The 15,213-nt window shown below is 61.4% G+C and carries 12 protein-coding genes; 10 read left to right on the forward strand and 2 right to left on the reverse strand.

Going from position 1 to position 15,213, the window contains the following annotated elements:
* From M3461_00245 to M3461_00275, 7 genes are all read left to right on the forward strand, one after another.
* The coding region (locus tag M3461_00245; protein ID MDQ3772919.1) for a hypothetical protein at positions 1–355 on the forward strand (355 nt) is incomplete at its 5' end.
* Positions 356–611: 256 nt separating this feature from the next.
* Positions 612–920, forward strand: a complete 309-nt coding sequence (locus M3461_00250; GenBank protein MDQ3772920.1) for a DUF4383 domain-containing protein — start codon at positions 612–614, stop codon at positions 918–920.
* Positions 921–2,679: 1,759 nt separating this feature from the next.
* Positions 2,680–4,791, forward strand: coding sequence for a multicopper oxidase domain-containing protein (locus M3461_00255; GenBank protein ID MDQ3772921.1), 2,112 nt, complete (start codon positions 2,680–2,682; stop codon positions 4,789–4,791).
* A 72-nt stretch (positions 4,792–4,863) separates the two neighbouring features.
* On the forward strand, positions 4,864–6,777 hold the full coding sequence (locus tag M3461_00260) for an ABC transporter ATP-binding protein/permease (protein ID MDQ3772922.1): 1,914 nt from the start codon (positions 4,864–4,866) through the stop codon (positions 6,775–6,777).
* A gap of 5 nt (positions 6,778–6,782) precedes the next feature.
* The gene (locus M3461_00265) at positions 6,783–7,547 is read left to right on the forward strand and encodes a class I SAM-dependent methyltransferase (GenBank protein MDQ3772923.1); all 765 of its coding nucleotides are present in this window, start codon (positions 6,783–6,785) and stop codon (positions 7,545–7,547) included.
* Positions 7,548–7,595: 48 nt separating this feature from the next.
* Positions 7,596–8,435 (forward strand): uridine kinase, encoded by an 840-nt coding sequence (locus tag M3461_00270; GenBank protein MDQ3772924.1) that lies wholly within the window; start codon positions 7,596–7,598, stop codon positions 8,433–8,435.
* Positions 8,432–9,250, forward strand: a complete 819-nt coding sequence (locus M3461_00275; GenBank protein MDQ3772925.1) for a uridine kinase — start codon at positions 8,432–8,434, stop codon at positions 9,248–9,250. Before M3461_00270 ends, M3461_00275 begins: the two co-directional genes overlap by 4 nt.
* 501 nt (positions 9,251–9,751) lie before the next feature.
* On the opposite strand, the gene M3461_00280 is transcribed toward M3461_00275, so the two are convergent.
* Both M3461_00280 and M3461_00285 read right to left on the reverse strand, forming a co-directional pair.
* Complete coding sequence (locus M3461_00280) at positions 9,752–10,342, reverse strand: hypothetical protein (GenBank protein ID MDQ3772926.1); 591 nt, start codon at positions 10,340–10,342, stop codon at positions 9,752–9,754.
* Between the two features lie 136 nt (positions 10,343–10,478).
* Entirely contained in the window at positions 10,479–11,543 is a 1,065-nt protein-coding gene (locus tag M3461_00285) for a cytochrome-c peroxidase (GenBank protein MDQ3772927.1), read from the reverse strand.
* A gap of 521 nt (positions 11,544–12,064) precedes the next feature.
* On the opposite strand from M3461_00285, the gene M3461_00290 reads away from it, so the two are divergent.
* The 3 genes from M3461_00290 (at position 12,065) to M3461_00300 (ending at position 15,075) form a co-directional block, all read left to right on the forward strand.
* The gene (locus M3461_00290; GenBank protein ID MDQ3772928.1) at positions 12,065–13,264 is read left to right on the forward strand and encodes a cytochrome-c peroxidase; all 1,200 of its coding nucleotides are present in this window, start codon (positions 12,065–12,067) and stop codon (positions 13,262–13,264) included.
* A 16-nt stretch (positions 13,265–13,280) separates the two neighbouring features.
* Positions 13,281–14,408 carry a metallophosphoesterase gene (locus M3461_00295; protein MDQ3772929.1) on the forward strand — a complete coding sequence of 376 codons (1,128 nt, stop codon included), beginning with the start codon at positions 13,281–13,283 and terminating at the stop codon, positions 14,406–14,408.
* A gap of 61 nt (positions 14,409–14,469) precedes the next feature.
* A complete protein-coding gene (locus M3461_00300) occupies positions 14,470–15,075 on the forward strand; it encodes a hypothetical protein (GenBank protein MDQ3772930.1) in 606 nt (201 codons plus the stop codon).
* Positions 15,076–15,213: the final 138 nt, after the last annotated feature.

The raw sequence follows: 15,213 nt of genomic DNA on the forward strand, positions 1-15,213 counted from the left end.
ACGCCGATCTGCCGCCCTCCTCCCCGCAGACCTGGGGCGAGCAGACCGATGTCCCGGAGGCCGCGGACTGGTACAACGCGGGCTATATCATCTGCTGCGGGTCCAACCTCCCCATGACCCGCACCCCCGACCCTTACGGTCCCCCCTCATGGGGGCCGAGGGCGAGCTCGCCCTCCGGTGGACGACGTTCCGCGAGGAGTTCTGGGTCACATTCCGCTGCCAGACCTACTGGCTCCTCGCCACGCCCGCCGCCTGGCGCGTCCTCTGGCACCTCCCGCGGACCGGCCGCTTCGAGCCGAACCAAGACCGACCGCGTCGTGCGCGACGCGACCGCCGCCGGCCGCCTCGGCCTTGACACGCCCAGGCCCGTAGGGTAGGGTTTTCGCTGGCCCCACGGGGTGGAGCAGTCCGGTAGCTCGTTCCCCCGCAACCAAAATCAACAAGGGGTCAGGGCGCGCGGCCCTGGCCCCTTGTTGTTTTCACCCAGCGTTGCATCCAAGAACTGGCTCTCCAACGAGCCGGTCGAGAAGTTCTGCGGCGGCTGTGGCACGCCCTTGGCGCCAGCCGCTCAAACACATGAACCGAAATTCGTGTAATGGAAGAGGTATCCAATGATAAGAGATCCACAGCAACTACTCGCACAGGTTATCGGAGCGGTCCTGACCCTCGTAGGGGTGGCCGGCTTCCTCACCGGAGGAATGCTGTTCATCTTCGGCGTCAACGCCCTGCACAACGTCGTGCACCTGTTATCAGGCGTTCTCGGTTTAGCAGCCGGCTTCTACGCAGGCGGCCAGTGGGCGAGGTACTACAACCAGGGGTTTGGTGTCGTCTACCTGCTCGTCACCGCCCTCGGATTTGTAGCACCCGCCCTACGGCAAGCCTGCTGGCGATCAATCCCGCCGACAACTTCCTGCATCTAGCGCTCGGTATCGTGCTGGCCGGCGTCGGATTCGGCGTCCCATCAAGAGCAATGGCGTAAGGAGCAATCCCTGTCGGATGCCATGGTTGCACGCGAGCGGAGCATCTGCCATGTCATCTACGGTGTATCGCGGCGCCATCCAAAGCTTCCTCTGACCCCATCGTCACCCCACTAAACGCCTTACTCGGCGCTCCGTCGATCATGAGCTCGACGTAGATGTGCTAATTGGGTAAGTTGGGTAAAGCCGTTGGTTTAAAAGTACGGGTCGGACTCTTTGGCAATGAGGGAGGCGTCCTTCGGTCGCAGGCGAAACGATTCGAGCGTCCCCACATTCCCGAGAACGGCGTCTCGAATCTCTCGCTCAAGTTGGTCGAGGAACTCCCAGTTGTCGTCGGACGGCGCCATTAAAGCCATGGTGAGTGAGCGTTATTACAAGCTTCCCCTAGCAGACGAAACACGAACCGCGCATCTTACAACTGGAGATATCCGATCAGGCAATGGTACAACCAAGCAACCGCTTCCATTGACTATAGCCAATTTGGGGCAGATCCTGTAGATGCTGTCTTAGAGCTTGGTTTAGGCGGTTATTCCATCTGGGAAGTCTGGCGGCGGGGTGACAGGCACCGCGGCGTATTGGATCACCGATGTCGCCCGGACCCTGGTCGCGCTTCTCGCGGAGCTCGAGTCCTTTAATGGCGTTTGATTTGCTACCGTTGATGGGCTATTGGTTCGAGTGGTTTTTCAACTCCCGGCTCAAGGCCCGCGGACCGTCACCGCGTGGTCACACCCATATCAATCCACCACGGCAGAAAACTTTGCTCCCACTGAAAAACGGGGGCAAGGAGGGATGTACTGATGGCTGCTCAGATGCAGATTAATATCAACGGCGGGGTCAGCCCAGACACGGTAAAATTGCCTCCTGCGCAGGATGTGTGGGCCGCCCTAGAGAGGCGACTAAGCTTCCACCCTTCACCGCTAAAAGTAAGGTTCGACCCTTCACCGCTAGACGTCGAGGTAGGAGACCAGATCTTCTGGACCAATAATGACGCTCAACCCCATTGGCCTGGCCTGAAGAAGCCCGATGGATCAATAGACGAGACCTTCTTCATGGAGAATCAGATCGCGGGGGGTGATAGCTCCGCCACTTTTGCACCGGGCGTAGCAGAGACGCTCGTATATGTCTGCTCTCTCCATCGCGAACCGCCCTGCAGCGAAGCAGGGACGATCGTGGTGAACCCAGCGTCATAGCGCCCGTCCGGGCAGGTCGATTCATCAACGACAGACATCGGCACAACGCCGCGAGGGGAGCCTATATGAAAGCGTGTGATGCTGTGAATAAGCAAGACAATGCCCGAGGCAATGATCGGCGAACGGGACGAGCGGCTGTGGGCCTGGTGAGCCGTCGACTTGAAGCCTTTTGGGTCGCGCCGGTGGTTCTCCTCACCGCGATCATTCTCGTATCTCCGGCGCAAGCACAAACGCCAACAACGCCTAACTGTGATATCGGACGCGAGCTCCCTACGATCCCTGAGCTCACGAGTGAAAAGGAGGGGAAGGAGCTGAAAGCGGTCCTCATGTTGAGCGATGAGTTTCGCAGTATGTGGGTTCGTAAGCCTGGGCCGAGTACGACATCTAGGGACGGGCGTTGTCTGCGGCAGCGTCTGAGGTATTTAAATGGCTGGAAAGTAGCAGACTGGAATGCGCCCGATCCACCTCCAACAGCCTCGCCTTACCCTGGAGAGCCCATTCCCGGGCCGACGTTGCGGGCCCGGATCGGCGATCTGATTCAAATCAGCTTCAGGAACCACGTCGACACGAAGAATTTTCCCACGACGCTGGACAGAGGAGATTGCGATGTAGCGACCGGCACCCTGCCGGATCCGAACAACGCAAGCAACACCATCAAGGTTAACGTCTACCCGCGAAATGACAGTATGCCCAATTGCGTGCACGGTTCCAGCACCTCGAACCTCCACTTCCACGGCACTCACACGACGCCCAGTACGACCGGGGACAACGTGCTGCTCTACATCCGCCCTGCTTTGAGGGTCAGCGTCGAGGGCAAAAGCGAACCCCAAATCCAACCTACGGATGCTGTCGTCAAGGAGAATTTTGCCAAGATGTTCGGCGACTGCGAGAATACCGGCTCGCCGACGGAATGGGAACAACTTCCGCCACTTTGGCGAGCGGACCAGGAACGTCTCCTCAAGCTGTACGATGCAACCGCGCCGTACCATGGGCAAAACGCGAGTCTGCCGACCGCACTGCATCTGTGGCCGAAAAACGAAGCAGCGATCAAAGCCGAAAGATGGCCGCAATATTCCGTTGGCGCCTTTCCCTATTGCTTTCGGCTACCGGACTACGACGCGCCCACGTTGCCCATGCCCAGGGTCAAGATGGGTCAGGCCCCCGGCACCCATTGGTACCACGCCCACGTACACGGCTCGACGGCTCTGAATGTCGCCAATGGTCTGGCCGGTGCCTTCATCATCGAAGGCCCGTATGACGACGGGCTGCGAGCTTTTTACGATAAAACGAATGCGGACCCGGGGCTGGAGGAAAAAGTACTCGTGATCCAACAACTGTCAACGTCGCTCAGCCTGTTGAGCGCGACGCGCTCCGGCCCGCCTTTCTTGTCCGTGAATGGCCGGCGCGAGCCGGTCATCACCATGCGGCCGGGCCAGGTCCAGATGTGGCGTATCGCGAATGCAGCCTATCGCAGCTTTGTGCAATTCATGGGCTTCGTCCGACAAACAGACCCCACCACCCCCACCTCATGTAGCAGTCCGACGGGCAGCAGCCCGGAGGCGCCCTGTGTGGACTGGCGGCAGACGGCGCAGGATGGGGTGCAGTTCGCTCCGGCTAACTACGAAAATGTCGGTAAGGCGAACGCGAGGTTCAACATGGCCGGGGGAAACCGGGTGGATTTGCTGGTCAAGGCGCCGAGTACGGCAGGCAGCTACAACCTGACGGTATGGGAGTCGACGAGTGAGAGTCCGACTACCAAAGGTAATGGAACCAGAGTACGGGAGGTCACTTTGCTGACGGTGAAGGTTGAGGGCACGCCCATTGCACCGGCTATGGTATTCATCGACGAGAAGAGCTTCCCTACATTCCCAGATTTCCTCGACAACATTCCAGAAGTGGAGGACCCTGGAAAAAGGAAAAACATCGCCTATGACACTACGCCGGGCTTCACAACCTCCGCCGCCTACCTGCGCGGACCCCTAACAGGTCCCGATCCTGTGCTGCCGACGCACACCATCGACGGCAAGCTGTTCGACGACCAAATCAAGCAAAGGATGGTTCTAAATAGCGTCGAAGAGTGGAAGGTGTCCAACACGGCCGTCGGCATAGCGCACCCATTTCACATCCACATCAATCCATTCCAGGTGGTAGAGGTTTTCGATCCCAATAATGCGGAAGCTACTAGGAAGCCTACGGAAGCTGCGCCTAACCCTTGCTACGCTGACCCCACAAACCCGGACACCTGGAGAGTTCGCAATGACTGCGATAAGCTCAAGCTTACGCCGCCGTTCGTCTGGTGGGACGTCCGGGCAATACCTGCGGCCCGCGACGCGGGTTTGCTCGACCCCGCGGTTCAGTGTATTCAGGACAAATCTGCTGAAGGTAAATATCGGTGCCCTGATTCTAGAGGTAACGCTTGTACATCCAAAGGCAACAAGCAGTGGTGTTCCGTCAAGATCCCCGGCTACTTCAAGATGCGCAGCCACTTTCCTGATTTCCCCGGAGTATTCGTGCAGCACTGCCACATCCTGGCGCACGAGGACGTCGGAATGATGCAATTCGTCGAGGTTTACGACCGCACAGTAGGACCCACGAAAGGAACCATCGGACTCAGGCACTATTAGCAGATCACAAAGCGGCTCACCAGGACCGGCTGAAGAGGGCCTGATCAGAAATCAGCGGATCACGGCGCCGCCGTGAGGGCGGCGCCGGGACTCGCGCCAGGGCCTCGGGGCCGTCGTGTGCCCACGTGGCGGGAATGGTTTCCTGCGCTGCGCTCGATCCCCGAGTTTCTTCGTCTGGTGTGGGAGACACATCGGGGATACGCAGGCGCTACCGTGGCTCTGCGCCTGCTGCGCGCCGGTGTGCCCATCGCCACCCTGTGGGTCGCCAAGTTGATCATCGACACGGTGGTGGCGGCGCGCACGGGACAACCGGACCTTTCCCAGCTGTGGCTCCTGGTGGGGCTGGAGTTGATCATCGTCGCTACCGGCGAGGTGCTGGCCAAAGCGTCAACGGCGGTCGAAGGTCTCTTCGGCGACCTTTGCTCCAACCATATCAGCGAGAAGCTCATACGCCACGCCGCCACGCTCGATCTGCGCCATTTCGAAGACCCCGCGTTTTACGATCAACTGGAGCGGGCGCAGCGCCAGACCACGGGCCGGATCGGCTTGCTCCCGCAGTTGCTTTCGGTGGGTCAAGACTTGCTGACCCTGGCTTCCCTGGCGGCGGCCGTTTTCGTGTACAGTCCTTGGCTCTTGGCGCTCTTGCTGGCAGCGGTGTTGCCGGGCTTCCTGGGCGAAACGCACTTCAGCTCTCTGGAGTATTCTTTGCTGTATCGCCGGACGCCCGAACGGCGGCAGTTGGAGTATCTGCGCTCCCTCTGCGCCGGCGATAAGACGGCCAAAGAGGTTCAGATACTTGGGCTCGGTGAGTGGCTGCTGGGACGGTACCGAATGCTCGCCCACCGGTTTTATGAAGAGAACAAGCGGCTGGCGCTGCGTAAGGGAGTCGCCGCGACCGGGCTTTCGCTTTTGGGCACACTTGGATATTATGCGGCGTACGCCATCATCCTGTGGCGCGGATTTTACGGGATCATCAGCATTGGCACGCTCACATTTCTGGCTGCCGCGTTCGCCCGCAGCCGCGCTCTGACGGAACGAGTCCTGTTCACTGCCGGCAACATCTACGAGCAGGGCCTCTACATCCGAGACCTATTCGATTTCTTCCAGATGCAACCCACCATCGTGTCTGTGCCCGGCGCGCGACCGGTGCCCGCCCCCATTCGCCAAGGGTTGGATTTCGAGGACATCGGCTTCCGGTATCCGGGCAGCGACACGTGGGCACTCCGGCATGTGAATCTTCACATCGGTCGCGGCGAGAAGATTGCGCTCGTGGGTGCGAACGCGGCCGGCAAGACTACACTGACCAAGCTTCTGGCCCGGCTCTACGATCCCACGGAAGGACGGATACTGCTCGATGGCGTGGACCTGCGCGAATACGAGCTCGAATCGCTGCGCCGTGCGATCGGCGTCATCTTTCAGGACTTTGTACACTACGATCTGCGCTTCGACGAAAACGTTGGCGTGGGCCAGATCAACCAGGTGCAGCAGTACCTTGACGGCCTGGCGGAGCTATCAAGCAGTCATGATTACACTGCTCTTGGCGCCGACAACTTCTCCAGCGACAACGCTATCGCAGCCGCCGCGGAAAAATCGCAAGCGGCCGAATTGGTGCGGCATCTTCCCCTCGGATACCGGCAAATACTGGGCCGCCGTTTCGCGGGAGGCATCGAGCTTTCCGGAGGCGAGTGGCAAAAGATCGCGCTGGCCCGCGCTTACATTCGCAGCGCGCAGATAATGATTTTGGACGAACCGACAGCGGCGCTCGATGCGCGCGCCGAGTATGAAACCTTCAACCGGTTCGCGGAGCTGGTGTCAGGACAGATGGTCCTGCTGATCTCGCACCGCTTCTCCACCGTGCGCATGGCAGACCGCGTCGTTGTGCTTGAGCAAGGCGGCATCCTGGAAGAGGGAACGCACACTCAACTGATGGCCCGCGACGGTCTCTATGCCGAGCTCTTCCGGCTTCAGGCGGAAGGTTATCGCTGAAAAATATGATCTCCACCTTTGACGCTGTCGCGCCCACCTTCGAACGCTACCGCGCGCTGCCCCGGGGCGTACCGGAGGCCATTCGTTCGGCCATATTGCAGGCTACGCGAAAGCCACCACCCGCGCGCGTGCTGGACCTGGGAGCTGGAACCGGCCGGATCGGCAAAGCCTTCGTGGCGGCCAACGACTTTTACGTTGGCGTCGACTCTTCTTTGGGAATGCTGCAGGAGTTTCTGCTGACCACCCGCACCCCTTGTCTGGCGCAGGCCGACGGACAACAGTTGCCGTTTCGCGACGGCGCTTTTGATATTGTGATGCTCATGCAGGTGTTGAGCGGCGCCGGAAATTGGCGAGGGCTTCTTAGCGAAGCCCGGCGCGTCCTGCGGCCCGGGGGAGCGGTGGTAGTGGGACACCGGGTGGCGCCGGCGGCCGGCGTTGATGCGCGACTGAAGAAACGGCTGGCGGCCATCCTCGAAGCAATGGGTGTCGAACAGCATCAGGCAAAACAATTCCGTGACCAGGCGCTGGCATGGCTGGGATCCTGCGCGGCTCTCCGGCTCCATCTGCGGGCGGCCACATGGGAGCGAAACCCCACCCCGCGAGAATTTCTCGTTCGTCACCGCACCGGCGCGCGCTTCGCCGCACTGCCTGATGCGGTCCAGGACGAGGCATTGCAGAAACTGAGCGCCTGGGCAGAAAAGACCTTTGGTTCGTTCGATGCCGCCTTTCGAGAGGAGCACAGTTTTGAGCTCAACGTATTTCACTTTTAACTTGCGGTCCTTGCCACTAGAGGCTAACTCAGCAGCCAGGAACTATCGATGACGGAAATAGATGACCATACCCTGATTTCCGGGCTCGGCAGGCAACTGCTGAACAGCTCGCTCAACGACGCGGCGCTGATGCAGGCGACCGAGGCCACACCAAACTACACTATCCTGCCCTGGGTCAACGTGGTCAAGATCGGCGGCCAGAGCATCATCGATCGCGGCCGGGCCGCAGTTTATCCATTAGTGGAAGAGATCGTCGCCAATCTTGGCCGGCACAAGATGATCCTGGGGACGGGAGCCGGTACTCGCGCCCGCCACATCTACAGCCTGGCCATTGATCTCGGCCTCCCCACGGGCGTTCTCACGGTGCTGGGCACGGCGGTGGCCTGGCAGAACGCCCAGATGCTCCATTATTTGCTGGCGCAACATGGAATTCCGTTTGTCGAGCCGGAAGGGTTTGGCACTCTGCCTCATTATTTGATGGAGCGCAACGCGGTGGTCTGCCAGGGCATGCCTCCTTACAAGCTTTGGGAGCCAAACCCGGTGAAGGGCCGCATTCCGCCGCAGCGCACCGATACGGGATGCTTCCTCATCGCGGAGGTCTTTGGCGCGCGCAAGATGATCTACGTGAAGGATGAAGACGGGCTCTATACCGCCGACCCGAAGAAAGACCCCGGCAGCAACTACATCCCGCGCATTAGCGTGCAAGAGCTGCTGGCCCGAGATCTGGACGATCTGATCGTGGAACGCGCGGTGCTGGAATTCATGGTGCGAGCCCGCCATATCAGGGAAATTCAATTCATCAACGGGCTCAAGCCCGGCCAACTGACTGCAGCCCTCGACGGCGAGCCGGTAGGCACCGTCATTTACCAGGACGGAGGCGCGAAATGAGCCTGGATCGACCCGGCGCCCAACATGTGCAGTCACGCCTGATGCGGGAATCGTTGGTTGACAAGAACCTGCTGGCCCGAACCGAGTCGCAGGTTTCCGCCATTCTGGCGGACGCGAACGTGATCCAGATCGGTGGACGCTCCATTATGGACCGCGGCCGCTCCGCGCTCTTGCCTTTGCTGAACGAGATCGTCGCCAACCAGCCGCAGCACCAGATGATCGTCGGCGTCGGGGCAGGCGTGCGCTCGAGACACATTTTTTCAGTTGGCCTCGATCTGGGTCTTCCCACCGGTGCTCTTGCGGCGCTGAGCGCCAAAGATGCCGCGCAAAACGCCTACATGGTTTCCTGCCTCTTGGCCAAGCACGGCTTTGTGTATCTGGAAGCGCCGTTTGTCGTGCAACTGCTTCCCGCCATGCTGGCCGCGGCGCGAGGCGCCGTGTTCAACGGTATCCCGCCCTATTCGCTGTGGGAGCATCCGCCGTCCGTGGGCAAGTTGCCGCCCCACGGCAGTGATGCCGGCTCCTATTTGGTTGCCGAGGTCTTCGGAGCACGCAGCGTGATCTTCCTGAAGGACGTTGACGGCCTGTACACCGCCGACCCAAAAAGCGACTCCCACGCAGAACTGATTCCGGAGATCCGCGCCAAGGAACTGGTCCGCAGGACCCTTCCCACTCTTCCCATCGAGCCCTCCGTCTTGGAGTTGCTGACCCGGGCTAAGCTGGCCCGAAGCGTTCGCATCGTGAACGGCCTCGTACCCGGCAACCTCTCCCGTGCTCTGGCCGGAGAGTCTGTAGGCACTGTCATTCGCGAGTGAGTGAAGGGCACAACGCGGGTCGGTGTCTAAGACAGGCGGCGTGCACCACGTGCAACGCTAATAGCCGAGCACCGTGGGCGGCATGACAAGCGGCAAGGTCAGGAGAGCCTTCGACCAGATCGCGGCCCGGGATCCGCCGCCGGGCCACCACATGGCCGACACCGACGCTCATGAAGAGGCACACGAGCGTGGATCATCGCCTTGGTCACCGAGGTGGGCTCCATTCAGCGCCTCCTCGTTGACCCCATCGGCGGACCTACCCAAAGGGCATTCAGATGCCTGCTGTTCCGAACGGTGCCGTCGTTGCGTAGGCTCTCGATGCCACCGGCGCCCTTGGCCTTGGCCTCGACCGACACATCGGACGAAAGGGTTAGGTTGGTGGCCTTCTCGGTTGATGTGGTTGCCGGCAGTTTGTGAACGAATCTACGGCGCTCGGGATCTCGCGTTGCGTCCTCGGCGGGCTTGCGACGATTGTTTCACAAGCGTTGAGATCACCGCGGATCACCGCGGTGTTGACATCTGCGGCGACGGCGTCACCTGCCCGGCCTCTTGCGGTGCGCGCACGAAGTGCGGGTCGAAGCGATTGGTGACGTTGACCACCAGGAACGTCAGGACCAGGGCCATGATGACTCCGACGGCCAGGGTGACCGACACGGTCGCCCGGAACAGATGGCCGTTGATGATCACGTTGACGAGGATGAACGGGAAGGTGACTACATTGAAGAAGCCTTGTACCAGGGGCACGCCGATTACGTTCCCGATGCTGATCATGCCGAGCGCCACGACCATGGCGAAGCCGAACCCCGCACCGATGCCGGCGAAGGCCGTCAGCATCTGTGGGGCGCGGTGGGCGACCCCGCGCGCCCATAGGACGGCGAGGATAATCCCCGACGACATGGCGGTGTCGATCAGAGCCATCAAGAAAGCGGGGCCGAGATCAACTTCGAACTGCTCCACGCCGAAGCGCGCCAGCGTGTAGGCGCACAGCATGGTGACGAGGAGAGCATACGAAGTTGGAAGATGCTGCGGGCCCTTTTCCAGGACGAAAATGCCGCGGTAGGTATTGAACAGATTTACGGTAGTGGCAAGCATTGGAGTCGACTCGAAATAAGCATGTTCTTCAAATCCGGCTCGCGAGGGGCTTTGATACCTCGTGAACGTCCGGAACGGAGGAGTTTCGGGGTCACGTGCCCCGACCTTTTTACAATTCAACTATTAGTTTTTTCGATTAATTGGGCTCTGGACGCGGCGTCGTGGGGGTCGATGCCGGAAGCTGCGGCAAGGTCACCGTGAGCGGCGGATCGGCATCGAGGCTCCTCAAGAAGGTCGCGACGCTGGCGGCGTCCGCGAGGCTCAGCTTGGTCCCGAGTTGGGTGTCGGCCATGATCTGCACGGCCTCCTCGATGGTCCACACGGAGCCGTCGTGGAAATACGGCGCGGTCAAGGCGATGTTGCGCAGGCTCGGGACCTTGAACACAAAGCGATCGGCCTCGTTCTTGGTGACCTCGAAGCGGCCCGGGTCGGCGAGCCCCTCGGGTGCCCGAACGACACCGAACTTCTGGAACGACCCGCCGCCCAAGGCCGCGCCGTTGTGGCACCCGGTGCAGCCGACCGCGACGAACTTGTCGAGCCCCGCGTGTTCTTCGGGGGTCAAGGCCGTAGCGTCACCGGCGAGGAAGCGGTCCAGGCGCCCCGGGGTGATCAAGGTGCGCTCGAAGGCGGCGATGGCTCGCGCCACGTTGGCATAGCTCAAGGGCTCGGCGTCGTCGGGGAAGGCGGCCCGGAAGCGCTCCGGATAAGCCGGGATGCTGCGCAGGCGCTTGAGCACGAGCGTCTCGGAGGAGGCCATCCCGCCGGGGCTCGAGATGGGCTTGCCCGCCTGCTCCTCCACATCGGCCGCCCTTCCGTCCCAAAACTGGGCCACGTGCAGCGCGGCGTTTAAGACGGTTGGTGCGTTACGACCCCCGATCTGCCAGCGATGGCCGATCGAGGTGGCCAGCCCGTCTCCACCGCCGCTCGCGAGGTGATGGCACGAGGCACAGGCGATGAAGCTGCTCTTGGATAGCCTGGGTTCGAAGAACAGCGCCTTGCCGAGCTCGACCTTCGCGGGTGTGACCGGGTTCTGCGGGTTGTCCGCCACCTGCGGCAGGAGTCCGAAGTAGCCCTTGGCCTCTGCGGGCGTGATCCCGGGTGCCGCGATCTCCGGCTCGCCGAGGAACAGCCGGCCCACCACCACCCCCGCGACGACGATCGCCACCGTGCCGAGGAGCCAGGTGCGTAAGTTCTGTGTCATGCCCGCTTTTTTCGTTCATTCTCGGGCGCTCGTGGCGCCGGTTCCGGGCCCGATCGGGGGCCGGGGTGGTCGCGTCATGATAGCAGCGGCCTGATGTTCATGCCACCTGGGTATCCCCGGGGGCCCGCTTCCCCCACGCGCGAGGTGTGCCGCTGCTGCTGCACTGCAAGGAAGGCGCTGAGCCGTCCATTGCAGCGCCGCATCTGCGATTCTGCCATGAACAGAACGGCGAGAAATCAAAAACTCGAAAGGGCGCACTATACTAGATCATGGAGCAAGTGGATCGGTGTCTAACCTCGGACACCCTGGAGAGTGACCACGAGGCAGAGACGGAGGGCCATGACGTGGGCGCTCGCCTATCGTGTGACTAATCCGCCTGAGGGGGATCGGCAATGCAGTACCGAAGAATGGGAAATCCGACGGCTTTTGTGATACTTACCGTGGTACTTCCCCTGTTGGGGGCTTGTGATGCGGTGTGGCAGGGTTCCGGCGGGCCGCGGGGGGCCCACGGCGCCCTCGATATGGGCGCGCAGACGGCCCTCCTCGATAGCCTGCTTCGCGAGCACGACCCGACCCGGCCCCCGCCTGGTATCGATCCGCATACCTGGCAACAGGTCGTCGTTCCTGCCGACAACCCCATGACGCCGGAACGGGTGGCACTCGGCAAGAAGCTGTACTTCGATACCCGCTTGTCCAAAGACGGCACGGTGGCCTGCGCGACCTGCCATGACGTCAGTCGCGGCTTCACCGACCAGCGCCCGGTGTCGGAAGGTGTCGGCGATGCCCTGGGCAAGCGCAACGCCCCGACCACGATGAACGCCTTTCTGATGCAAAGCCTGTTTCTCGACGGTCGCGCCCCGAGCCTCGAGGCACAGGCGAAATTACCCATCCTCAACCCGATCGAGATGGCGCACCCGAACGAGCAGGGGGCGCTCGCGGCGATCGCCGACGATCCCGCATACAAAGAGATGTTCTCCTTTGCCTATGGACGTCTCCCGAACTATGAGGACCTGGGGCGGGCCATCGCCGCCTTCGAGCGCACCTTGGTGTTTCTCGATGCCCCCTTCGACCGCTTCCTGGCGGGCGACACGGAGGCCATCTCGGAAGAGGCCGCGCGCGGCTGGGTGCTCTTCAACGGCAAGGGGCGTTGCATGAGCTGTCACCAGTTGAACCCCTCGAATCCCATCGGTACCGACCACCGATTTCACAACGTCGGGGTGTCGGCGCGCAAGCAGAATTTCGAGGCCCTAGCGCGCCAGGCGGTCGAAGCCCTGGGACAGAAGGGGGACATGCAGGCGGTCGACCGTTTGGCCCTGCAGACCGATCTGTCGGAGCTCGGTCGGTTCCTGGTCACGAAGGACCGCGCCGACATCGGCGCCTTCAAGACCATGCAGTTGCGCAATATCGCCCTGACCGCGCCCTACATGCATGACGGATCCATGAATACCCTGTGGGATGTGATGGATCACTACAACAAGGGCGGGGAGCCGAATCCGTTTCTGGCCGGCGGCATCGAACCGTTGGCCCTGAATGAAGAGGAGATCGATGCCATGGTGGAATTCATGTTTGCGCTGACCGATGCACGGTTCGACGAACAAAACCAGCGCGCCCTCAAGGAACAACGCAAGCTGGCCGGCACCGAGCGCCGCTTCCGGGACACGGCGATGGCCGAACGTGAGGTATTCCCGTTCGAGGAGCGGGTCATGGGCAGGGTCCGATGAGTGTGGAGAGAAGAGCATGAAACGAGCAACCATCAAGAGCGTTGAGACGAGATACTACGAAGAGCGCGATGCGTTGATGCGCGGCTTGAAGAACCTCGACCGCCGGAGCTTCCTCAAGCTGTCCGCGGCCGCCGCCGCGGCCGCGCTGGCCCAGGGCGTAGCGTTCAACTTCCACAGCTTCCAGCCGGTTCGGGTGGCCCACGCCGCGAGCGGCAGCACGGCGGACTTCACCTTCGCGTATATTTCCGACTCACACCTCTATAAACGCGATCTCAACGACCGCTTCGTGCGGCAGTTGCTGCGTGCCGTCGACGATATCAACCACCTGGCGCCGCAGCCGGATTTCGTGCTCTATGGCGGCGATCTCGCGCAACTGGGGCAACCCCTGGAGCTCGAGCTCGGCGCCCAGATCCTGAAAAACCTCAAGGCCCCGGTCAGGATGATGGTGGGCGAGCACGACTGGTTCCTGGACATGGGCGAGAAATGGCGCGGGCTGTTCGGGCAGCCTACCTACTCCTTCGATCACAAGGGAGTGCACTTCGTCGTGCTCCACAGTGTGATGGAGGATGACTTCTGGACCGAGCGCGGCATGACGCCGGCGCAGCGCATGCAGACGGTGGCGGGGCTCGACAACGGGATCCAGAGTCGCTTCAAGGTCGGGACAGAGCAGCGCAGCTGGCTCGACAACGACCTCCGGGCCTATTCCAATGATGCCCCGATCATCGTGTTCTCACACTCCCCCCTGTACAAGTACTATCGCCCATGGAACTTCTGGACCGACGACGCCGAGGACGTACAGGCGATCCTGGCCCGTTTTAGCCGGGTGGCGGTGGTGCATGGCCATACCCATCAGCTCCTGACCAATCGCATCGGCAACATACACTTCCACGGCATGCTGTCGACTGCCTGGCCGTGGCCGTATGCGCCGGAGGGGCTCCCCGCCCTCACCGTGCAGATGAACCGGGCCGATCCCTTCAATCCCAACGACGCGCTGGGGGATGGCTCGGTGCGCGTCAACCCGGATGGTCTGGTCGATAAGCTCTACAACCTGTGGAATCGCAATCCGATCCAGGTCGCCAGCGCTTACCTGGCGAGCGGCGGCAAGACCGCCGGGCCGCTGACCCCCAATCTCAAGAGTTATTGATCGAGTGTTTATTTTATTGATCAGTTGGCAAGCGTTTGGAGACGATATGAAAATGCGAACGATGAAGCCCCTCGTTTTCGCCACGCTCGTGGTGCTGCTCGCGACCTACCGGGAGGGGGGCGCAGAAGCAGTGAGCGACGTGACGCCGAAAGGCGCGCAGGCCCCATCCCCCACCGAGCAGGACCGGATCGATGATGCCGCCATGGCGCAATGGAAGCGCCGCGGCGAAGGACCCGACTGGATGGCGGAGGAGCTGGCCAAGCACAAGGTGCTGCCCCCGGCCCCCAACGATGGTCTTATCGGCAAAGGTCAGGGGGCGACCTCTGGGTCCATCACCCGAGAGGACGTGAAGGTCTGGCAGCACGAGACCTACAAGGAGGCCGTGGAAGGCTCGCGCATCTTTCACAGCGGGGATCGGCTGAAGAGCACGATCGCCGTGTCCTGCGATATGTGCCATCCGGATGGGTCGAATACCCATCCCGAGACCTACCCGAAATTTCAGCACCAGCTAGGGCGGGTCGCGCTGTTCCGAGACGCGATCAACTGGTGCATCGAAAACCCGGTGCGAGGTCGAAAGCTCGAGCCCGATTCCGCCGAGATGCGCGCCTTGGAGACGTATCTCTACGCGCAACGTAAGGGGGAGCGCCTAGAGTACGGTAAACGATAAGAGCTGGCGAGATAAGGGAGCCTCTAAAAATTGTGATGAAAGCCTATACTGCCGCGGCATGTTACAAGGGATTTCACTATCCAGGCCGATTTTGGAGCAGCATCAGGGATCTAGATCGGCCTTTTTGAGGGGATCATC

This window comes from Pseudomonadota bacterium, from assembly GCA_030860485.1.
In the GTDB taxonomy this organism is placed as follows: domain Bacteria; phylum Pseudomonadota; class Gammaproteobacteria; order JACCXJ01; family JACCXJ01; genus JACCXJ01.